This window comes from Streptomyces sp. NPDC040410 (assembly GCF_055595715.1).
This window is the reverse complement of record NZ_JBVIVK010000010.1, coordinates 184,306-206,284: the sequence shown is the minus strand read 5'-3', so window position 1 is coordinate 206,284 and position 21,979 is coordinate 184,306. Positions and strand designations below refer to the sequence as shown.

Below are 21,979 nucleotides of genomic sequence, written 5' to 3'. Positions count from 1 at the left end.
TCGCCACGGTCACCTTCCGCCCTCGTGGTCGCCGTTGTGCTGGCCGTCGTGCTTGCGCAGGTAGTCACTGAGCTCGTCGAGCTCGGCGCGCACCTGCTCGATGCGTGCGGGCGCGGGACGCTGGGGCGGCGGCGGGGTCTGAACGGGGGGCTGCGGCACCGGCGTGTGGGGCATCGGGGGCGGGGTGTTGTGGATCCCGGACTGGTTCGTGGCGGCGTACGGCGCCGCGGCCGGCGGGTAGCCGTACGCCGTGGCGGCCTGCGGGGCGTACGGGGCGTACTGGAGCTGCTGGAAGTGGCGTATCTCGGCCGCGAGGTAGTACGCGATCCCGGTCACCAGGGTGCCGAAGAGCAGGACGAGGCCGGTCCAGCCGCCTGCGGTGTGGACTTCGTCACCGGGTTCGGAGCCGAGCAGGTAGAAGCCGAGGATCTCGAACGCGATCGAGGCGACGAACAGCCCCCAGTCGAGCGCCTTGCGGGTCACGATGGCCAGGCGCAGCAGCATCGTCCAGGTCAGCATGCCGAAGCTGCACACCGACAGCACCACGAAGAGCACGCGCAGAAAGACCAGTACCCCCGGCGAGGGGGGCTGCTTCGCCGGCTGTGCGTAGCCGTGGCCTTGCATGGCTGCTCCTGTTACCTGAAGTGGGCGTACGGGTCGGCCGACGTTGTCCGGCCAGGGGTCGGCAACGACGGCCGTTTGATTGTCGCTTCGAGCGTATAGGCCGACACGGACAAGTGGTCCCGGGTTGTACCGAACCGTTGTCGTGCTGATCACTTCGTATGACATCGCAGGTGCCGTCGCAGGTTCCGTCGCGGGTGCCGTCGCGCGTGCCGTCGCGCGGTCGCGGACGGGGGTGCGGGCGGGCAGCGGTCCCGCTCGCCTCAGTCGGGCGCGACGGTTCCGTCCGTCAGGCCGTCGTACATCCCGCGCACGAGCTGCTCGCCGAGGCGGCCCGCGTGTCTGAGTGCCCGCTCGAACTCGTCGAGTGCCCGGAAGCGCGCGCCGTAGCGGCGTTGCTCGTCCAACGGGAGCCGGGGCAGCTGGAGGCGGCGCACGTCGAGGCGGGTGGCGGTGGACGCGTAGCTGCTGGCCTGGCGGTTGTTGGCGGTGCCGCGCAGGAAGCCGGCGAGGAACCAGGGATCGAGCGCCGTGGGATCGGGGCGCAGAAGCACGAGGTTGCGCCCCAGGGCGGCGCCCCTCGTAGCCTCGTCGATCACACGCGCGACGGAGCCTCCGCCGAGCACCGGGACGACGACGTCGCCCGGCTCCGTGAGCACGGCCTCCTCGCCGCTCTCGGGAAGCGTTCCGGAGGGGGCCGTTCCGGCGAGGACGTCGTTGTCGGTGAGCGCGGGCACGCGTGCATGGCCGCCGTTTCCGCCGGTGCGCAGCACGAGGGCGCCCCCACGGGCGAGTTCGCCGACGGTGGTGAGCGGCCAGCGGGCGGGCTGTGCGGTGTCCGCGGGCGGCGGCGTGAGGCCGGTGATCAGGTGCAGGGTCTCGCCGAGGCGTTCACGTACGGCCGTGAGCTGTTCGGCGCCGTCGGCCGCCGTCGCGGGCGGGAGGTGACGGGCCGGGGCGAGATCCACGTCGTCGTCGAGGAGTTCGATGACGGGCACCGAGCGGGCGAGGCCGGGCTGTTCGTCGAGGCGGCCGGCGCGGCCGAAGGGCCGCCAGGCGTCGAGGACGGCGTCCCGCACGGCCCGCCAGTCGGGTCCGCCGCGCCCCTCGGAGGCGAACTGCCCCGCGTCGACGAGCAGCACCTCGGGCTGTGCGGGCGCCTTCTCGGGCCGGCGCAGCACCCACAGGTGGAGCGGGATGTTGTACGGGGGTGCGGCGCCGACGGGCAGGGCGATGACGGCGCGCAGGGCGCCGCGGCGCAGCAGGTCGGCGCGGATGCGGCGGCCGGAGCGACGGGAGGCGGCGGCGGGCGGCATGAGGAGGACGGCCGTGCCGCCGTCCTTGAGACGGGCGAGCGCGTGCTGCACCCAGGCCAGCTCGGACTCGTTGCGGGCCGGGAAGCCGTACTCCCAGCGGGGGTCGTAGGCGAGTTCGTCGTGGCCCCAGTTGCGCTCGTTGAACGGCGGGTGGCACAGGACGGCTTCGGCGCGCAGCTGCGGGTAGGCGTCGGCGCGCAGGGTGTCGCCGGCGGCTCCGCGCACGGTGGCGGGGGCGTGCAGCGCGAGCCGGAGCGCGGTGAGTGCGGCGAGGTCGGGGGCGTTGTCCTGGGCGTACAGCTCCTGGTCGGGGCGGGGGGTGACGGCGCTCAGCAGGGCGCCGGTGCCGCAGGCGGGGTCGAGGACGGTGCGGGCGGGGCCGGCCAGGTCGGCCATGAGTCCGGCGAGTTCGGCGGGGGTGAGCGTGTACTGGCGCGGGTTGGCGTCGAGGTGCCGGCCGAGCAGGAACTCGAAGGTCCGGCGGGCGCCCAGCTCGGCGGCCAGTTCGGCGGCGCCGCGCAGGAGGGGGGCGGAGGGGAGCAGTTCGGGGCCCGTCGGGGCGTGAACAGCTGTGGGAACGGCCGTCGGGGCGTGAACAGCGGTCGGGGTGTTCACAGGGCGCGGGGCGTTCACGGCGGGAGGCGTGTGAACAGCCGGGGTCGCGTGTGCGGTCGGCGGAGTGTTCACAGCGGCGGGTTCGTCCGCGCCGGATGCGCGGTGTACGGCCGGCAGGCTGTTCACAGCATGCGGAGCGTTCACAGCGGACGCCTCAGGTGCGGCGGGTCCGTTGTGAAAGCCCCGGCCGCCGCGTGCCGCCGCCACTGCGGCACCGAAGCGCGGCGTGAGCACCTGCTCCAGCGCGGCCGGCAGCATCGCGGCCAGGCGCTCGTCGGAGCCGGCGCTCAGCTCGAGCCAGTCCGTGGGGCGGTCATGGATGAGCAGCAGGACGCAGCCGGCGTGCGTGAGCGCGGTGACCGGGCCCTCGGGGTGGCCGGCGAGCTGCTGCCAGACGCGTTCGCGCAGCGGGACTTCGGCGAGTTTGCCCTGGCGGCGCAGCCAGGACTCGACCTCGGCGAGCGCGAAGGACGGGCTGGTCTCGGTGCCCCCGACCGGTTTGGGGAAGTCGGCGTGGCGGCGGCGCCAGTTGCTGACGGCGGCGCGACCGACGCCGGCGAGCCGTGCGATTCCGGCTGCGGTCACTTCTGTCGCGTTGTCCTGCACGCGCCCCGCTCCCCTCGTCCGGTGTGTGGCGTCGAGCATACCGACCCAGGCATGATCTACCCATTCACGGCCGTGTACACGATGAACCGTGTGAATCGTGTTGACCCGGTTCACAGGTTCTGCTCTTATTGACCCAGCGAACGAGCGGCCGCCCTACGGCCTCCTGTCGCCGTAGGACCTTCCGTCGTCGGGCGGGGTGTGCGTGGCGCACGACACCCGCCCCCTCACCGCATTTCATCCCACCGCATCCTCACCAAGGAATTCCCATGCGTCGCACCGTACTTGCCGCTCTCTGCCTCACCGCCGCGGCCACCACGGGACTCACCGGCTGCCTGTCCGGCCAGGACAACGCGGACAGCAAGCCCGGCAAGGCCGGCCAGACCGGTCAGTCCAGCAAGCCGGACCGAAAGGCTGAGCCTTTCGCCGGGCTGACCGGCGGCGAGATCGCCGACCGGGCCGTCAAGGCCACCACCGACGCCTCGTCGCTGCGTATGAAGGGCGACATCGCGGACGACGAGAGCGGCGGCACGATCCGGATCGACATGGCTCTGAACAAGAAGGGAGAGTGCGCCGGCACCATGAGCATGGGCGGTCAGGGCCAAGCCGAGTTGATCAAGACCGGAGACACCGTCTACATCAAGTACGACGAGGAGTTCCTGCGCGAGCAGAGCGAGGGCGAGGCCAAGGCCGACGTCGACGCCGCAGTGGCCCTGCTGGCCGGCAAGTGGACCAAGATGTCCGCGACGGGCAAGGACGCCGAGGACATCGCGAGCTTCTGCGACCTGGACACGGTGCTCGGCGGCGCCGAGGACGTGAACTCGGACGCGACCCGCGGGAAGACCACCACGGTGGGCGGTACGCCCGCGATCGTCCTGAACGAGAAGGACGGCAAGGACCGTTACACGCTGTACGTCGCCACCGAGGGCGAGCCGTACCTGCTGCGGGTCGACGACACCTCCGCGAAGGACCCGGCCTCTCTCACCTTCAGCGACTACGACGAGCCGGTCCCGGCGCAGAAGCCCAGCGGCGACATCGTGGACCTGGACGCGCTGGCCGGCTGAGCCGCCCCGCGGACGCCCGTCCGCTCACAGGGGGTGCCGCATCCACACGTTGGGCTCGACGTACACCGCGTAGCCGCGCTCAGGCTCGCAGCGAACCGGCACCAGCGCGCCGGGCACCTCGATGTCGCCCTCGGTGGCGAAGGGCAGCCCGGTCCAGCGGCGCCATTGTCCGAGTGCCCCGGACACGGTCATGGACGCCGGTGCCACGCAGTGGATGGTGGCACCGGCCCTGGCGTGGACGCGCAGCCACGGGTCGTGCGGCAGGCCGTCGGGGCGTACGCGGCGGGCGTACTCCTCGATCGGCGTGTGCGGTTCGAGGTGCTTGGCGCTGGGGCGGACCGGGGCGACGACCTCCCGGAAGCCATGGGCACGGGCGTTGTCGCGCATCGCCGAGAGCATCCGGGCGGACAGGCCCCGGCCCTGGACGTGCGGGGCGACGACGATCGAGATGGCACTGACCGTGTCGGGGCGCACACCGCGGCGCAGGTCGGCGAAGGCCCACACGAGCACCTCGTCCCAGCCCCGGGCGGGCAGTTCGCCGCGGCCCTCGGCGGCGAGGGCGAAAGGCACGCCGTAGCCGTGCGCGACGACCTCGCCCCGCTCGTCCTCGGCGAACAGCGCGTACTCCGGGAGTTCCACGGGGATCCGGCCGTAGTGGGCGTTGCCCACGGGGTCCTGGACCATGAACTCGGGCCAACTGTCGGCCATCGCGACGACCCGCTCCAGCATCTCGGGGCGCTCGGCGAGGGTCGAGACCTTCAGCTCCATACGGCCACGGTAGGCGCGGGAGCCACCTCCGGAAACCGGATTTCCCGCCCCTCCGGGGCCCGCCTCTCCGGGGGGCCCGCCTCTCCTGCGGAGGCTCGCGTCCGGCGTCAGTTCGCGTGGAATCGCGCCGGTGCCTCGGTCGGGTTGCCGCCGGACGGGAGTCTCTGGCCCGGGCAGCCGGAGAGAACCCTCTCCATCGCGGCCTGCTCGGCGGCGGTGACCCACAGCCCGTACTTCTTCTTCACCGCGACCTGTGCGGCGACATAGGTGCACCGGTACGCCTTGTTGGGCGGCAGCCATGTCGCCGTGTCACCGTCCCCCTTGCCGCGGTTGGTGGCCGCGTCGACGGCGAGGAGGTTGAGGGGATCGTTGGCCAAGGCTATGCGCTTGGCGGCGTCCCAGTGCTGGGCGCCCTTCTGCCAGGCGTCCGAGAGGGCGACGATGTGGTCGATGTCCACCTGACTGCGGCCGCGCACGAACGTCACGTCCTTGCCGGTGTAAGGGTCGGGGTCAAGCGTCCCGGCGGCCACCTTGCAGCGGCCGTCGCTGAACTCCACCTCATCCAGATCGCGTTGGAGAATGTCGTCCCGGGTGTCGCACCGATTTGAATCGGTGTCGGCCCATGGAGAGCCGAACCTGTCGCGGTCGTATCCCGTCCTGGGTGCGCGTCCCTTGACCGTCAGCGACTCGGCGGCGGCGAGGGCGGCGCCCGCGCCCGCCGTATCGTCGGGTCCGGCCGATCCGGTGGCCTGTTCCGTGCAGCCGGTGACGGTGCACACCAGCACGACGGCGGCCACTGCCCCGCCCCTCAGGCGCGTCATGGTGCGTCCCTCCCCTTGCCCGCCCCGGTTCCGCCCCTGCGGGGGCGTCTTCCCTGGTGCCACGGTAGCGGGCGAGGGGGACCGGCCATACCGGCGCCTGTGCTCGAAGGGCCAGAGGACCGAGCCACCACTAGCCGGGCCACCGGCGCGCACACACCGCCGGTGGCCGACGACGCGTCACGACCCCAGAATCGACGCCAGGAACTCCCCGACCCAGCCCAGCAGTTCCCGTCCGACCAGCGGCTTGCCGCCCACCTTCGCGGTCTTCGGGCGGGGCACCAGGATCTGGTGCACCGCCGGCTTGATGACGGTTCCGGGGTAGAGCCGCTTCACGCGCAGCTCCTGCGACTCCCGCAGCTCCACCGGCGCGAAGCGGATGTTGTTGCCCTGCAGCACGATCTCGCCGACGCCGCACGCGCGCGCGAGCATGCGCAGGCCCGCCACCAGGAGCAGGTTCTGCACGGGCTCGGGCAACTTGCCGTAGCGGTCTACGAGTTCCTCGCGTACGGCCTTGACGTCCTCTTCCGTGTTGGCGGAGGCGATGGAGCGGTAGGCCTGGAGGCGGAGCCGCTCGCCGGGCGCGTAGTCGTGCGGGACATGGGCGTCGACCGGGAGCTCGATCTTGACCTCGAGCGGCGGTTCCTCCTCCACGCCGCCCTCCAGGGAGGCGCGGTAGTCGGCGACGGCCTCGCCGACCATCCGTACGTACAGGTCGAAGCCGACGCCGGCGATGTGGCCGGACTGCTCGCCGCCGAGCAGGTTGCCGGCGCCGCGGATCTCCAGGTCCTTCATCGCCACGTACATGCCCGCGCCCATCTCCGTGTGCTGGGCGATGGTCGCGAGGCGCTCGTGGGCGGTCTCCGTCAGCGGCTTCTCCGGCGGGTACAGGAAGTACGCGTAGCCGCGCTCCCTGCCGCGCCCGACCCGGCCGCGCAGCTGGTGCAGCTGGGAGAGGCCGAAGTTGTCGCCGCGTTCGACGATCAGCGTGTTCGCGTTGGAGATGTCGATGCCGGACTCGACGATCGTCGTGGAGACGAGGACGTCGAACTTCTTCTCCCAGAAGTCGACGACCACCTGTTCCAGGGACTGTTCCGACATCTGGCCGTGGGCGGTGGCGATGCGCGCCTCGGGGACGATCTCGCGCAGCCGGGCCGCCGCGCGGTCGATCGACTCGACGCGGTTGTGGATGTAGAAGACCTGGCCCTCGCGCAGCAGTTCGCGGCGGATGGCCGCGCCGATCTGCTTCTCCTCGTACGGGCCGACGAAGGTGAGCACCGGGTGACGCTCCTCCGGCGGCGTGGTGATCGTCGACATCTCGCGGATGCCGGTGACCGCCATCTCCAGGGTCCTGGGGATCGGCGTCGCGGACATGGTCAGGACGTCGACGTTCGCGCGCAGCTTCTTCAGCTGCTCCTTGTGCTCGACGCCGAAACGCTGCTCCTCGTCGACGATGACCAGGCCCAGGTCCTTGAACTTGGTCTCGGAGGAGAACAGGCGGTGCGTGCCGATGACGACGTCCACCGAGCCCTCCCGCAGGCCCTCCAGGACAGCCTTGGCCTCGGTGTCGGTCTGGAAGCGGGACAGGGCCCGCACATTGACCGGGAACTGCGAGTAGCGCTCGGAGAACGTGCCGAAGTGCTGCTGCACCAGCAGGGTCGTCGGGACCAGGACGGCCGCCTGCTTGCCGTCCTGTACGGCCTTGAAGGCGGCGCGGACCGCGATCTCCGTCTTGCCGTAGCCGACGTCGCCGCAGATCAGGCGGTCCATCGGGACCGTCTTCTCCATGTCCTCCTTGACCTCGGCGATCGTGGTGAGCTGGTCCGGGGTCTCGGCGTACGGGAAGGCGTCCTCCAGCTCTCGCTGCCAGGGCGTGTCGGAGCCGAAGGCGTGGCCGGGCGCCGCCATCCGCGCGCTGTACAGCTTGATCAGGTCGGCGGCGATCTCCTTGACGGCCTTCTTCGCGCGGGCCTTCGTCTTCGTCCAGTCGGCGCCCCCCAGGCGGTGCAGGGTCGGGGCCTCCCCGCCGACGTACTTGGTGATCTGCTCCAGCTGGTCGGTGGGGATGTAGAGGCGGTCGCCCGGCTGGCCGCGCTTGGCGGGGGCGTACTCCACGACGAGGTACTCGCGGGTCGCGCCCTGGACGGTGCGCTGCACCATCTCGATGTAGCGGCCGACGCCGTGCTGCTCGTGGACGATGTAGTCGCCGGTTTCGAGAGTGAGCGGGTCGATCGTCTTGCGGCGCCGGGCCGGCATCCGCGCGCCGTCCTTGCCGGCCGCCTTCTGGCCGGACAGGTCGGTCTCCGTCAGGACGGCCAGCTTCAGCGCCGGGTCCACGAAGCCGTAGTCGATCGAGCCGCACGCCACGTGGACGACGGAGGGGCTCAGGGAGGCGAGGTCCGCGTCGAGGCGGGCCGCGATGCCCTCGCCGCCGAGCACCTCGACCGTACGGGCCGCCGGGCCGTGGCCCTCGGTGACGTACACCGCGCGCCAGCCGTCGGCGAGCCAGCCCTTGGTGTCGGCCAGCGCCTTCGCCGTGTCGCCGCGGTAGGTCTCCGGGGCGTGCATGCCGAGCTTCAGGGTGTCGCCGTCGAGTGCGTCCAGTTCGAGGTCGGCCGCGAACGGCGACACCGACCACCACATCATGTCCAGCTCGCGGGCCCGCTCCCGGACGTCTGCGATGGACCACAGGGAGGCCGCGCCGACGTCGATGGGCGCCTCGCCGCCGCCGGCCGTGGCCGCCCAGGAGGCCTGCAGGAACTCCTGGCTCGTCGCTACGAGATCGGACGCACGCGTGCGTACCCGCTCCGGATCGCACACGACGGCCATGGCGCCCTTGGGCAGGATGTCGAGGAGCAGCTCCATGTCGTCGACGAGAACGGGTGCGAGCGACTCCATGCCCTCCACGGCGATGCCCTCGGCGATCTTGCCGAGGAGTTCGCCGAGCTCGGGGTGCTCTTCGGCGAGGGCACGCGCACGCGTGCGTACGTCCTCCGTCAGCAACAGTTCGCGGCACGGCGGGGCCCACAGGCCGTGCTCGGCGACCTCCAGGGACCGCTGGTCGGCCACCTTGAAGTAGCGGATCTCCTCGACGTCGTCGCCCCAGAACTCGATGCGCAGGGGGTGTTCCTCGGTGGGCGGGAAGACGTCGAGGATGCCGCCTCGTACGGCGAACTCGCCGCGTTTCTCGACGAGCTCCACGCGTGCGTACGCGGCGGCCGCGAGGGCGTCCACGATCTCGTTCAGGTCGGCGGTCCGGCCCGTGCGCAGGGCTACGGGTTCCAGGTCGCCGAGGCCCTTGACCTGCGGCTGGAGCACGGACCGTACGGGTGCCACGACCACGGAGACCGGGCCGGTCTCGGGGTCGTCGGCGCTCGGGTGGGCCAGGCGGCGCAGGACGGCGAGGCGGCGCCCGACGGTGTCGCTGCGGGGGCTGAGGCGCTCGTGCGGAAGGGTCTCCCAGGCCGGGTACTCCACGACGCCCTCGGGCGGGAGCAGGGAGCGCAGGGCCGCGGCCAGGTCCTCGGCCTCGCGGCCGGTCGCCGTCACCGCGAGCACGGTGCGGCTGGTCTCGCGGGCGAGCGCGGCGACCGCGAAGGGGCGGGCGGCGGGCGGGCCGACCAGGTCGACGTGCATGCGGTTGCCGTCTGCGGAGGCGGTGATCGCTTCCGCGAGGGCGGTGTCCTTGACGACGGCGTCGAGCAGACCGTGCAGGCTCATTCGGGGGCGGCTTTCGTCGAGGGTGGGCAACACGAATCGCCCGACGCGCGCGGCGGGCCGGGGGTTCCAGCCTACGACGGCGCCGACGCGGGCGCTGGGGCCTGTGGACAACGTCCGTTGCGCGGTGCCCGGCGCCGGTGCGGGCCCACCAGGGCCCCGCCCCCTGGACTCCGGACCTGCGCCCACCCACGACCCGAATCGGTCAGCCGAGAGGCAGCCGAGAAGTGGGACTCGAAAGACAGCGAAAACAGACAGCGAAGACAGACGGCGAAGACAGACGGCGAAGACAGCGAAGACAGCGAAGACAGCGATGAGCCCGGTGCCGCGAAGTCCCCCAAGACTCCCCGGCACCGGGCGCTCCCCCGCGTCCCCCGCGTCCCCCGCGTCCCCCGTGTCCCCCGCTCGCTATTCCGTTGCGATCGCGTTCAGGACGTTCATCCGGCCCGCCCGGAACGCCGGTACCAGTGCCGCGAACAGGCCCACGAACGCCGAGCCGATGAAGACCCCGATGATCGTCGGCCAGGGGATGTCGAGGACGTTCAGGCCCTCCAGGGCGAGCAGCTTCTGGGCCGTCGCGCCCCAGCCCATTCCGAGGCCGAGGCCCAGCAGTGCGCCGAACAAGGCGATGACCACGGACTCCATGCGGATCATCCGGCGCAGCTGCCGACGCGACAGGCCGATCGCGCGCATCAGGCCGATCTCCCTCGTCCGCTCGACCACCGACAGCGCCAGCGTGTTCACCACGCCCAGGACCGCCACGATGATCGCCAGGGCGAGCAGACCGTAGACCATGTTCAGGAGCTGGCCGACCTGGTCCTTCAGTTCCTCCTTGTAGTCGGTCTGGTCGCGGACCTGGTACTGCGGGTAGTTGTCCAGGGACTTCTTCAGCGCGGCGTACGCCTGCTCCTGCTGGCCCTCCTTGGCCTCGGCGAACATCATCGTGTTCGGAGGGACCTGGTCGGCCGGGACGTACTTCCGCATCGTGGCGATGCCGAGGTAGCGGGTGCCCTGGTCGAGGGCGGTGTCGTCGTCGGTGATGGCGGCGACCCGCAGCTTGGCCGTCTCCCCGCCCTGGAAGGCGACGGTGATGCTGTCGCCGACGTGCACGCCGTGCTCCTTGGCGTAGTCGGAGCCGACCGACATGGCGTCCTTGCCGTAGGCGGCGGAGAGCGTGCCCGCCGTGGTCACCCGGCGCAGGTCGTCGGCGTACGTCGGGTCCGCAGCCGTGACGCCGCTGCTGTCGGTCTTGCCGTCGGGCGAGGTCAGCGTGGCGTTGAGTTCCTTGTAGCGGGTGACGTGGGCGAGGCCCGGCGACCGCTCTATCGCCTTCTCGGCCTGCGGCACGATCCGCTGGTTGCCCTGGACGATGAAGTCCCCGCCGACCGACTTGTCCAGCTCGTTGGTGGCCGAGGCGACCATCGAGGAGCCGACCACCGACAGACAGGCCACCAGTGCGAGGCCGATCATCAGGGCCGCGCCCGTGGCGCCGGTGCGGCGCGGGTTGCGCAGGGCGTTGCGTTCGGCCAGGCGGCCCACCGGGCCGAAGGCCCGCAGCAGCACCGCGCTGATCACCCGCACGACCCCGCCCGCCAGCAGCGGGCCGATGACGACGAAGCCGATCAGGGACAGGACCACGCCGGCGCCCAGCATCAGCGAGCCGTCCGTCGCCTTGTCCGCCGTGGCCGCCGCGTAGAGGGCGAATCCGCCCGCGCCGGACAGGACCAGGCCGATCAGCCCGCGCATCAGGCCCGCCCTGCCGTCGGCCGGTGTACCGGCGTCGCGCAGTGCGGCCATCGGGGAGACTCTGCCGGCGCGGCGGGCCGGCAGGTAGGCGGCGAGGACGGTGACCACGACGCCCAGCACGACACCGGCGACCGGGGTCGTCGCCTTCACGGTCAGGTCGTCGGTGGAGAGGTTCATGCCGGCCATCGACATCAGCTTCATCAGGCCGATCGCGATGCCGACGCCGGCGCCCACGCCCAGGATGGAGCCGACGACGCCGAGCAGCAGCGCCTCCACCAGCACGGACCGGTTGACCTGCCTGCGGGACGAGCCGATCGCCCGCATCAGGCCGATCTCCCTGGTCCGCTGGGCGACCAGCATCGAGAAGGTGTTGATGATCAGGAAGATGCCGACCAGGAACGCGATTCCGGCGAAGCCGAGCATGGCGTACTTGATGACGTTCATGAACTCGCCGACGTCCTTGCGGTTCTCGTCGGCGTTCTCCTTGGCCGTCTGGATCTTGTACGTGCCGTCCAGGGCCTGGGTCACGTTCCGTTTGAGCTGCGCGTCGGTGACACCGGAGGCGGCGCCGACGTAGATCTGGGTGAACCGGCCGGTGGCGCCGAGGAGTTCGCGCTGGGCGGTCTCGGTGTCGAAGAAGACGATCGCGGCACCGGGGTTGGTCACCTTGAAGGTGGCGACGCCGACGATCCGCGCCTTGAAGTCACCGGCGACCGAGATCGTGCGCAGTTCGTCGCCGAGCTTCAGGTGGTGCTTGTCAGCCGTGTCGGCGTCGACCATGAGCTCGGTCGGCCCGCGCGGGGCGTGACCGGAGGTGATCTCCATCGAACGCGTGTCGTTCTTCGTCCAGTTGCCGGCGATCGTGGGTGCGCCGTTGCTGGACCCCATGTTCTTGTTGTCGCTGTTGACGACGGTCACCGCCGTCGAACCGACCGCGCCCTCGGCGGACTTGACTCCGTCCGCCTTCTCCACCTGCGCCAGCGTGGACGCCGGCAGCGATACGGGCTTGCCGTTCTGCGGGGTGTCGTCGTGCTTGGCGTCCTTCGGGGAGACCGTGACGTCGGACGCGGTCGTCGCGAACAGCTTGTCGAAGGTCGTGTTCATCGTGTCGGTGAACACGAGCGTCCCGCACACGAAGGCCACCGACAGCAGCACGGCGACGGCCGACAGGGCCATGCGGCCCTTGTGCGCGAAGAAGTTGCGCATGGAGGTCTTCACGACGGTCATGACGTACGCCCCCGGGCGTCGAAGTCCTTCATGCGGTCGAGGACCGTGTCGGCGGTCGGCTTGTACATCTCGTCGACGATCCGGCCGTCGGCGAGGTACAGCACCCGGTCCGCGTACGAGGCGGCCACCGGGTCGTGCGTGACCATCACGATGGTCTGGCCTAGTTCGTCGACGGACCGGCGCAGGAAGCCCAGGACTTCGGCGCCGGCGCGCGAGTCGAGGTTTCCGGTCGGCTCGTCGCCGAAGATGATCTCGGGGCGCGCCGCCAGGGCGCGGGCCACGGCTACGCGCTGCTGCTGGCCGCCGGAGAGCTGGGCGGGCCGGTGCTTGAGCCGTCCGGCGAGCCCGACGGTCTCCACGACCCGGTCCAGCCAGGCCTTGTCGGGCTTGCGTCCGGCGATGTCCATGGGCAGCGTGATGTTCTCGAGCGCGTTCAGCGTGGGCAGCAGGTTGAACGCCTGGAAGATGAAGCCGATCCGGTCCCGGCGCAGCTGGGTGAGCTTCTTGTCCTTCAGCCCGGTGATCTCGGTCTCGTCCAGGTAGATCTGCCCGCCGGTGACGGTGTCGAGCCCGGCGAGGCAGTGCATCAGCGTGGACTTGCCGGACCCCGAGGGGCCCATGATCGCGGTGAACTGGCCGCGGGCGATGTCCACGTCGACGTGGTCGAGGGCGACGACACGGGTCTCGCCGGACCCGTACGCCTTGACGACCTGCCGCGCCCGCGCGGCAACGGCCGTACGCCCTCCAGTGCCCCCGTGCCTGGGAATGGTCACAGCCGATGTCACGGTACGTCTCCTAAGTCGGTCGGCAAGTGGGTCGTGTGCGCTGCTGGTGCGCAGTCATGTGAAGCGGTACGTCGATGAGTCTGGTCCGCGGAGGGGTCCCCGCGCGCTGGTGCTCGGTGCAGTCTTCTGCTGGGGAAAACCCCACCCCCGTGGGTTCCGTGCACTTCCCCTCAGCGGCGTAAAGCCAGGTTAAGGACGGCTCCCGGCCCCTCTCGTCCTCCGGCGGTACGAACCCTCCCCGAGCCGTAGGACGGAGGTACCCCTAGGGGCAGTCCACCGCCGGGTGGAGCCGTTCTAGGGGTTCGTTCCACCCTCCGGTCCACCGAGCCTCCACCCTCCCGCGACGTGAGGGTCAAGTGGGAGAGTGGTCCGCGGCAGATAGATGCAGGGGGAAAGGAATCCGCGTGGGCGACACGAGACCCGCGATCCGGGATGCCGCACAGCGCACCGCGCCCGACCGGCGCGGTGCCGTCGTCGCCGCCCTGATGCTGGCGATGGCCCTTGCGGCCCTCGACTCCACCATCGTTTCCACGGCCGTCCCGCAGATCGTCGGCGATTTGGGCGGCTTCTCCGTCTTCTCCTGGCTGTTCTCGGGCTACCTGCTCGCCGTCACGGTGACCCTGCCCGTGTACGGCAAGCTCTCCGACACCTTCGGCCGCAAGCCGGTGCTGATCGCGGGCGCGGTTCTCTTCCTGCTCGGCTCCCTGCTGTGTGCCGTCGCCTGGAACATGGGGGCGCTGATCGCCTTCCGTGTCGTGCAGGGGCTGGGCGGCGGGGCGTTGCAGGGCACGGTGCAGACGCTCGCCGCAGACCTCTACCCGCTGAAGGACCGCCCGAGGATCCAGTCCAAGCTGTCCACGGTGTGGGCGGTCTCGGCGGTCGCCGGGCCGGGCCTGGGCGGGGTGCTGGCGGCGTACGCGGACTGGCGCTGGATCTTCCTGGTGAATCTGCCGATCGGGGCGGTCGCGCTGTGGCTGGTGGTCCGGTACCTGCACGAGCCGGAGCGGGAGAAGGCCGGCCCCCGGCCGCGCGTCGACTGGGCGGGCGCGCTCGCGGTGTTCGCGTGCGGCGGTGTCCTGATCACGGCGCTGGTGCAGGGCGGGGTGGCCTGGCCGTGGCTGTCGCCACCCTCGATGGCCTTGTTCGGTACGGGACTTGCGCTGGCGGCGCTCGTGGTGGTGGTCGAGCGCCGGGCTGCCGAGCCGATCATCCCGGGGTGGGTGTGGCGCCGCCGTACGATCGCGGCGGTCAATCTCGCGCTGGGCGCGCTGGGGTTGCTGATGGTGGCGCCGGCCGTCTTCCTGCCCACGTACGCCCAGTCGGTGCTCGGCCTCGCACCGGTGGCCGCCGGATTCGTGCTGTCCGTATGGACGTTGAGCTGGCCGGTGTCGGCGGCGCTCAGCCAGCACGCGTACCGGCGGATCGGCTTCCGCAACACGGCGATGCTGGGCATCGGCGCGGCGGCCCTGATCCTGCTGGCGTTCCCCTTCCTGCCGTACCCGGGCCGGGCGTGGCAGCCGACGCTGCTGATGCTGCTGCTGGGCGCGGCGCTGGGACTGTTCCAACTCCCGCTGCTCGTCGGCGTCCAGTCGACGGTGGTGTGGGCGGAGCGCGGTACGACGACCGCGTCGGTCCTGTTCTGCCGTCAGACGGGGCAGACCATCGGCGCATCGGTCTTCGGCGCGATCGCCAACGGGGTGCTGGCCGCGCGGCTGGGCGGCGCGAGCGACCTGGACTCGGTGACGCGGGCGCTGGACGCCGGCACCGCCCCGGAGTCGACGCGCCGGGCGATCGCGGACGCGGTGCACGCGGTCTATCTGGGTGCGTCGTGCGCTGCGGCGGTGGCGTTCCTGGTGCTGCTGTTCCTGGCACCGCGGCGGTTTCCGGTACTCAAGGAGCAGTGAACCGGAAGCCCCTCACGGGAGGCTCATGGATTCGTCCCCCGGTCCGGTCCCCCGCGGCCGCTCCCCGCAGCGGCCGATGCCGTTTCGTACCCGGCCGGCGGCCTCCTCGCGGTCACGAATGTTCCGCTCAGGCAGGCGGGCGCGCGGCCCAAAAAATCTGAGTTAACGCGGGTAACACCTGAGGTCAGCGTAGGTAAGCGCATACCGACCGACCAGTTTGACGAAACGGTCGCACAAGTCCGTACCAACGAGTAGCGTGCGTGACTCCGCTCGCCCGCCCCCCACCTCCCTGCGGTCCGCCGCACCGGACCCGAGCCACGCAAGGAGCACCGGGATGTCCTACGACACGTCACCGTCGTACCCGTATCCGCAGCATCCGCACCATCCGCGCAACGCGCCCCCGCCTCACCCCACCTACCCGTGGCAGCCACCGGCCCCGCCGGAGCCGGCCCCGAGGCGGACGCCGTTACACCCCCCGCTCGGGCACCACAGCGACCTGCGCGTCCTGCGCACCGCCTACCGCTGGCAGCGGCGCGTGGCCACGCTCACCGCGCTCGGCTACTTCACGCTGTTCCTGTTCCTGTCCGCGTTCGCGCCGTCGTTCATGATGACCACCATCTCCGGCGGCATGCCCACGGGTGTGCTGCTCGCCCTGCTCCAACTGCCCATCACCTGGCTGGCGATCGCCCTGTACGAGCGCACGGCGAGCCGCCACGTCGACCCGATCGCGGACCGCATCCGCAAGCAGTCCGAACTCGACGCCAAGCGGGCGGCGGTGCGGCGATGACGGGATTCAGCGACTCGGCGCAGGCGATGTCCCTGGTGGCGTTCTCCGCCATCGCCACCATCACGCTGCTGCTGTGCGTGATGACGGGTCCGGACCGCGACGACCTCGACGAGTTCTACACCGGCTACGGCTCCCTGTCCCCCCTGCGCAACGGCCTGGCCATCGCCGGGGACTACATCTCGGCGGCGACCGTGCTGGGCACCGGCGGGGTGATCGCCCTGTGCGGCTACGACGGGATCGTCGTGGCCCTCAGCACAGCCCTGTCGCTGATGCTGCTGATGTTCCTGCTGGCCGAACCCCTGCGCAACGCCGGCCGGTTCACCATGGGCGACGCGCTGGCACGGCGGATGCCGGCACGCTCCGTGCGGATCGCCGCCTGCGCGGTGACCCTCGCCGCGCTGCTGCCGCTGATGCTGGTGCAGCTCGCGGGCACGGGCCAGTTGCTGGCGTTCATCCTCGGCTTCTCCGGCGACTCGCTGAAGACCGGCTGCATCATCGTCCTGGGCGCCCTGATGATCAGCTACGCGGCGATCGGCGGCATGAAGGGCACCGCCCTCATCCAGATCCTCAAGATCGTGATGCTGCTCGGGTCGGGCGCCGTGATCGCCGTACTGGTGCTGAACAGGTTCGACTGGGATCCGGGCGCGCTGTTCAACGCCGCGGCGGACCAGAGCGGCGTGGGCTCGGCCTTCCTCCAGTCGGGCCTGGAGTTCGAGGGCGGCCCCTACCCGAGCGTCGACATGATCACGGCCCACCTGGCCGTGGTCCTCGGCGGCGGCGTCCTGCCGCACGTCACCATGCGCATGTACACCGCCTCCAGCGCCCGCCAGGTGCGCCGCTCGATGTCCTGGGCAGTGTCGTCGGTGGTGCTGTTCGTGCTCGTCATCACGGTCGTCGGATTCGGCGCCACGGCCCTCATCGGGCGCGCGGCCATCGCGCAGGCGGACCCGCAGGGCAACACGGCCTACCTCCTCGGCTCCCGCGCCGCCTTCGGCCCGGACGTCTCGACGGCGGAGACCCTCCTGTTCACCACGGTCACCACCGCGATCTTCCTCACCCTGCTCGCCTCCGTCGCCGGCATGATCCTCGCCTGCGCCAACTCCCTCGCCCACGACGTGTTCGCGGCCCGCATGCCGGAGATGTCGGCCCGCCGCGAGATGACCCTGGCGCGGGTCTCGGCGCTCGCGGTCGGCGTTCCGGCGATCGTGCTCGCGACGCTGGTCCAGCACCGCAGCCTGCAGCCCCTGGTGACCCTGTCCTTCTGTCTGGGCGCCTCGGCCATCGCGCCCGCCCTGGTCTACAGCCTCTTCTGGCGCCGCTACACCCGAACCGGCCTCCTGTGCACCCTCATCGGCGGCTCGGTCGTGGTCCTGCTGCTGATGCCGGGCACGAACCTGGTCTCCGGCTCTCCCGTCTCCGCCTTCCCCGAAGCCGACTTCAACTGGTTCCCGTTCGCGACGACGGGCCTGGTGTCGATCCCGGCCGGCTTCGCCTTCGGCTGGCTGGGCACGGTGGCCTCCGGCCGCCGAAAGGCGGACGCGCAGCGCAAGCAGTACGAGGCGGTCGAGGGGTGGATCCTGGCGGGTGCGGTGCGGAGGGGGGACTGACGGGGCTCGGGGTGGGGGCGGGAGCCCGCCCGCAGGAGCAGAGGAAGCCGGCGTGCCGGGGTGCGGCAGCGGCCGGAACGCCGCGTGCGGCAGCGGCCGGAACGCCGCGTGCGGCAGCGGCCGGAACGCCGCGTGCGGCAGCGGCCGGAACGCCGGGGAGCGAAAGCCGGCGCGCCAGGGGTGCGGGAAGCCGGCGTGCGAACGGGTCGGCTACTCCGCCGGGGCCCGGCCCGTCAGCGTGGTGAGGCTGTTGCGGACGTGGTCCATGTGCGCCTGCAGGTCCTCCCACATCTCGCCGTGTTCCCGAAGCACCTGCTCCGTCTCCCGGGCGATCCGCTCCTCCCGCGCCCGTGCCTCGGCCACCACCTCCGCGGCCCGCGCCCCCGACTCTTCCTGCCGGCGCGCCGCCGACACCTCCGCGTCGGCGAACGCCTGCTTCGCCTCGGACAACGCGGCCTCCGCGCGCGCCGCCCGCTCGGCGTACTGCGCCTCCAGCTCGGCCGCGCGTTCCTCGGCCTCCCGCTCGGCCTGCGCCAGCCGTTCGGCGTGCTCCTTGGCCTGGTCGGCCAGCATTCCGGAGGTGCGCTGCCGCACCTCGCGCAGCGCGGCCAGTGCCTCGGTGCGGTTCTCCTTCATCTCGCGCCGGGCCGTGATCCGGATCTCGTCGGCCTCGGCACGCGCCGCGAGCAGACGCTGCCGGGCGCGTTCGTCGGCCTCGGCGCGCACGGTGCCGGCGTACGCCTGCGCGGCCTCACGCACACCGGCCGCCTCCGCCCGTGCCTCGCCCACGAGTTCCCGCGCCTCCTGCCGCGAGCCCTCCCGCACCGCCGCGGCCTCCTCCTGCCCGAGCTCGAAGATCCGCCGCGCGCGCTCCCCCATCGTCTCGTATGTCTGCGGGGCCAGCCGTGCCACGGTCTCCCGCAGCCGCGCCACCTCCTCCTCCATCTCCCGGGCGAGCACGGTGAGACGGGCCGCCCGCTCCCACGCGGCGTCACGGTCCCGGGAGAGCTCCGCGGCATACGCGTCGACCTGGTCGGGCCGGTAGCCGCGCCGCCGTACCGCCACGAAACCGTGGGTCGAGACCGGTGCGCTGCTCATCCTGGAGCTCCTCTCCGCCGAACGGACGCGAAAATGATGATTTCGCGCATATCTTGATGTATCGGACGGAAATGTTCATAACGCGACACTCCGCGCGCAGGTCACGGTCACCCCGGGCACGGAAAAGGGCCGGTGCCCGGTCATGCGACCGGGCACCGACCCTTCTCACGCCTGGCGCAAGGCGCTGCGCAAGACGCCGTCGTCAGTGACGGTGCGTCACAGCAGTCCGTCCCACATCTGCTCCAGCAGCACCGACCACCAGCTCTCCGGCGAACCGAGCGCAGCCGGATCGAGGGAGACCAGCTGAGCCTGGAAGTCGACGGTCCAGCGCCCCGCCTGCTCCTGGTTCAGACCGAAGCGCAGCCGCCACATCCGGCCCAGCAGCGCCAGGCAGCGCTGGAACTCGGGCAGCCCCGTGTTCACGAACTGCGGCGCCACGGGAGCACCGCCCGGCCCCGCCTCCACGGGAACCGCCACGATGTTCGCCGTGCCGTACTGCACACAGAGCGCCTTGCCGAAGTCGCTGCCCATCACGAGGTACGAGCCCGCGTCCGGCGCCGGCTGCACCCCGCGTTCCTGCGCCAGCTCCGCCAGCGTCGGCACCGGCCGCCCCGGCTGGGCCTGCGCCCAGAAGAACGGGCCCATGTCCGTCGGCAGACCCGCCACCACCAGCGAGTGCGCCACGACCTGCGGCACGCCCTGCCGGGACACGGCGGCCTGCTCGAACCGGAAGACCCCCGGCCCGAACGCCGCCGCCATCTCCTGCGCGAGACCCTCCGGCGGAATCGGCGGCGCCGGCTGCACCTGCGGCAACGGCGCACGCACCGGCGCGGGGCGCGCGGGACCGTCCGCCACCTGGTGCAACTCGCCCTGGTGCGCCAGCAACTGCTGCATGCCCTGCTGCCGGCTCGCGTGATCCGTCCCGTACGGCGCGATGCTCGCGAGCCGCGCCTGCGGCCACTGCTCCCGGATCATCCGCGCACAGTAGGCACCCGGCAGCTCGCACGACTCCAGCTCCGTGTGCAGTTCGAGCACCTGGTCCGGCGGCACGTTCATCGCGCGCAGCTCGTGGAAGATCTGCCACTCCGGGTGCGGGGTGCCCGGCGCCGAGCGCCGGATCAGCTGCTGCTCGGAGCCGTCCTGAGCGCGGTAGCGCAGGACGGCCTGATATCCCGGACCGACGGTCGGCTGCCCCTGCTGCGGATACCCGTACGCGGGCGGCTGCTGCCCGGGCACGGGGTGCCCCGGGAGGGGCTGACCGGGCGGCGGCATCGTGCCAGGAGGTACGGCTCCGGGAGCCATCGGCGACTGAGGGGCGCCCGGTGCCATGCCAGGTGCTCCGGGAACACCGGGAGCCTGCGGTGGCGGAGGTGCGCCGGGGCCGCCCACCGAGGGAGCGGCCAGAACGGTCTCGGCGTGGTGAACGGCACCGCGCGCGGCCCCTGAAGTGCCACCGGGTGCCCCGGGAGGCTGGGGGGCGCCCGGCGGGTTCGGGGCACCGGGCGGATGCGGTCCAGCCTGCGCGCCGGGCACACCAGGGGCACCAGGAGGCTGCGGGGCAACCCCACCCGGGCCTGTCCGACCGGGGTCGGCGAACATCGTGGCGGCGTGGTGCACACCGCCCGCCGGCGTACCGCCGGGAGCGCCGGGCGCACCAGACGCATTCGGGGCGCCGGGGACTCCGGGACCCTGCGGCGCGCCAGGCTGATTCGGGGCGCCAGGAGGCTGGGGCGCGCCAGGAACCGGCGGAGCGCCGGGTCCGGCGGGTGCCTCAGGGCCGTCGGGGCCGAGTGCCGATACGAGCTGGGTCGGCACGTAGCCCCCCGCCGGCGTACCCGGCGCACCAGGTCCGGACGGCGGAGGCGTACCCCCCTGCCGCGCTCCCGGCGCCCCCGGGGCGCCCGGCGGAGGCGGCGGGTTCGACCCCCCGCCCCGCGCACGGCGCGGCGGAGGCGCCGCCTTGCTCGTCGCGGCGTCCGCGATGTCCCCGGCGTTCGGCGCGAGCGACCGCCCCGGCGCACCGGAACCGGCCGGAGGCTGAGGCACGTTCGCCGCGCCGCCGGCCCCCTGCGGGTAGCCGTAGCCAGGCGCCCCCGGCGGGGGTGTGCCCTGCGGACCGCCCGAGGAAGGCGTACCCGGCGCGGAACCGGCACCGGCGCCCTGCGGGAAGCCGTAGGACGCACCCGCCCCAGCCGAAGGCGCCCCATGCGCCGACGGCGGCGTACCCGGCCCTGCAGCACCACCCACACCCTGCGGATGGCCGTACGACGACCCACCCGGCACGCCCGAAGCCGAACCCGGCCCGGAAACCCCGCCGGCCACCCCCTGCGGATGGCCGTACGAGGGCGCTCCCGGCGCCCCGGGCGCGGACGGCGTGGCCGAAGGCGGCGTCGCGCTCTCCTGCGGGCCACCCGGACCCTGCACCGCAGGCCCCGCCGGCGCGCCCCCCGGCACCCGCGAACGGCCCAGTACGCCCCGCACGTTCGAGTCGTCGAGCACCGTCGGCGGAAGCTGACTGCCGCCCGACATCAGCGCCGTCTCGGCGTCCGGCGCCGTCGCGGGCGGCGGAGTGTCATCGTCGTCGGCACCGCTCAACGGCGGCGCGAACACGGTCGCGGGCAGCGGTACGGAACGGTCCTCACCGCCGTCCCCGTTCGTGTCGGTCCCGGCCCAAGGCGTCGCCCCGGCAGGCACACCCGGCCCGCTCGGCACGCCCGCCCCGCTCCGGGCCGCAGGCACCCCGGCCTGCGTCTCCGGCAGCGCCCCCGCACCCTCGGACACACCAGCCCCGCTCCGGGCCGCAGGCACCCCGGCGTGCGTCTCCGGCAGCGCCCCCGCACCCTCGGACGCATCGGCACCGGAACCCGAACCGGCATCGACATCCGCCTCGGCCCGCGGCCCGGCGTCGGCCCCCCGCCGATCCGGAATCCCCAGCTTGTCGGCCGCGTCCTGCAACCACTCCGGCGGACTCAACAGGAACGACGTCTGATTCAGATCCACCCGAGCCGAAGGCGCCGGCGGCGGCTCGTCCACGGTGTCCGCGCGGCCGTACTCCTCCTCGTACCGGCGGATCACCTCGCCCACCGGCAGCCCGGGCCACAGCGTGGCCTCGCCGCTGTCCCGGGCGATCACCAGCCGCTGCGCACCCCCGTCCGAACGCGGCCCGTCCACCCGGTCCTCGGCCCACACCACGAACCCGAGCCCGAACTCCCGCACCCGCACCTCACGATGCTGGTAGGCGGGCACATCCCCGTTCACCCACTCCTCGGCGCGCTCCTGCGCCTGCGCGAACGTCACCATCGG

The 21,979-nt window shown here is 72.2% G+C and carries 13 protein-coding genes; 4 read left to right on the top strand and 9 right to left on the bottom strand.

The annotated features are described in order from the left end of the window. Window positions 1-9 precede the first annotated feature (9 nt). Together ACZ562_RS21280 and ACZ562_RS21275 are read right to left on the bottom strand one after the other, a co-directional pair. A complete protein-coding gene (locus ACZ562_RS21280; protein WP_471181322.1) occupies window positions 10-624 on the bottom strand; it encodes a hypothetical protein in 615 nt (204 codons plus the stop codon). 260 nt (window positions 625-884) lie between these two features. Next, on the bottom strand, window positions 885-3,158 hold the full coding sequence (locus ACZ562_RS21275) for an N-6 DNA methylase (RefSeq protein WP_471181320.1): 2,274 nt from the start codon (window positions 3,156-3,158) through the stop codon (window positions 885-887). A gap of 266 nt (window positions 3,159-3,424) precedes the next feature. Between ACZ562_RS21275 and ACZ562_RS21270 the strand changes: the two genes are divergently transcribed. Next, window positions 3,425-4,219, top strand: a complete 795-nt coding sequence (locus ACZ562_RS21270; RefSeq protein WP_471181317.1) for a LolA-like protein — start codon at window positions 3,425-3,427, stop codon at window positions 4,217-4,219. 24 nt (window positions 4,220-4,243) lie between these two features. On the opposite strand, the gene ACZ562_RS21265 is transcribed toward ACZ562_RS21270, so the two are convergent. From ACZ562_RS21265 to ACZ562_RS21245, 5 genes are all read right to left on the bottom strand, one after another. Continuing rightward, on the bottom strand, window positions 4,244-4,987 hold the full coding sequence (locus ACZ562_RS21265; RefSeq protein ID WP_471181315.1) for a GNAT family N-acetyltransferase: 744 nt from the start codon (window positions 4,985-4,987) through the stop codon (window positions 4,244-4,246). Window positions 4,988-5,094: 107 nt separating this feature from the next. After that, the gene (locus tag ACZ562_RS21260) at window positions 5,095-5,808 is read right to left on the bottom strand and encodes an HNH endonuclease family protein (RefSeq protein ID WP_471181313.1); all 714 of its coding nucleotides are present in this window, start codon (window positions 5,806-5,808) and stop codon (window positions 5,095-5,097) included. 177 nt (window positions 5,809-5,985) lie between these two features. Continuing rightward, the gene (gene mfd / locus ACZ562_RS21255) at window positions 5,986-9,525 is read right to left on the bottom strand and encodes a transcription-repair coupling factor (RefSeq protein WP_471181309.1); all 3,540 of its coding nucleotides are present in this window, start codon (window positions 9,523-9,525) and stop codon (window positions 5,986-5,988) included. A 405-nt stretch (window positions 9,526-9,930) separates the two neighbouring features. After that, window positions 9,931-12,495, bottom strand: a complete 2,565-nt coding sequence (locus tag ACZ562_RS21250; RefSeq protein WP_471181307.1) for an ABC transporter permease — start codon at window positions 12,493-12,495, stop codon at window positions 9,931-9,933. Then, window positions 12,492-13,280 (bottom strand): ABC transporter ATP-binding protein, encoded by a 789-nt coding sequence (locus ACZ562_RS21245; protein WP_471181304.1) that lies wholly within the window; start codon window positions 13,278-13,280, stop codon window positions 12,492-12,494. The genes ACZ562_RS21250 and ACZ562_RS21245 overlap by 4 nt, the downstream gene beginning before the upstream one ends. 404 nt (window positions 13,281-13,684) lie before the next feature. Between ACZ562_RS21245 and ACZ562_RS21240 the strand changes: the two genes are divergently transcribed. From ACZ562_RS21240 to ACZ562_RS21230, 3 genes are all read left to right on the top strand, one after another. Further along, entirely contained in the window at window positions 13,685-15,184 is a 1,500-nt protein-coding gene (locus tag ACZ562_RS21240) for an MFS transporter (protein ID WP_471181302.1), read from the top strand. A 334-nt stretch (window positions 15,185-15,518) separates the two neighbouring features. After that, window positions 15,519-15,971: a DUF485 domain-containing protein gene (locus ACZ562_RS21235; protein ID WP_471181299.1), complete on the top strand. Its 453-nt coding sequence runs from the start codon at window positions 15,519-15,521 to the stop codon at window positions 15,969-15,971. After that, on the top strand, window positions 15,968-17,578 hold the full coding sequence (locus ACZ562_RS21230; protein ID WP_471181297.1) for a sodium/solute symporter: 1,611 nt from the start codon (window positions 15,968-15,970) through the stop codon (window positions 17,576-17,578). The genes ACZ562_RS21235 and ACZ562_RS21230 overlap by 4 nt, the downstream gene beginning before the upstream one ends. A gap of 210 nt (window positions 17,579-17,788) precedes the next feature. Here the strand turns inward: ACZ562_RS21230 and ACZ562_RS21225 are convergent, their stop codons facing one another. Further along, window positions 17,789-18,676, bottom strand: a complete 888-nt coding sequence (locus ACZ562_RS21225; protein ID WP_471181294.1) for a DivIVA domain-containing protein — start codon at window positions 18,674-18,676, stop codon at window positions 17,789-17,791. Window positions 18,677-18,892: 216 nt separating this feature from the next. Further along, a complete protein-coding gene (locus ACZ562_RS21220; RefSeq protein WP_471181291.1) occupies window positions 18,893-21,976 on the bottom strand; it encodes an SUKH-4 family immunity protein in 3,084 nt (1,027 codons plus the stop codon). Window positions 21,977-21,979 lie beyond the last annotated feature (3 nt).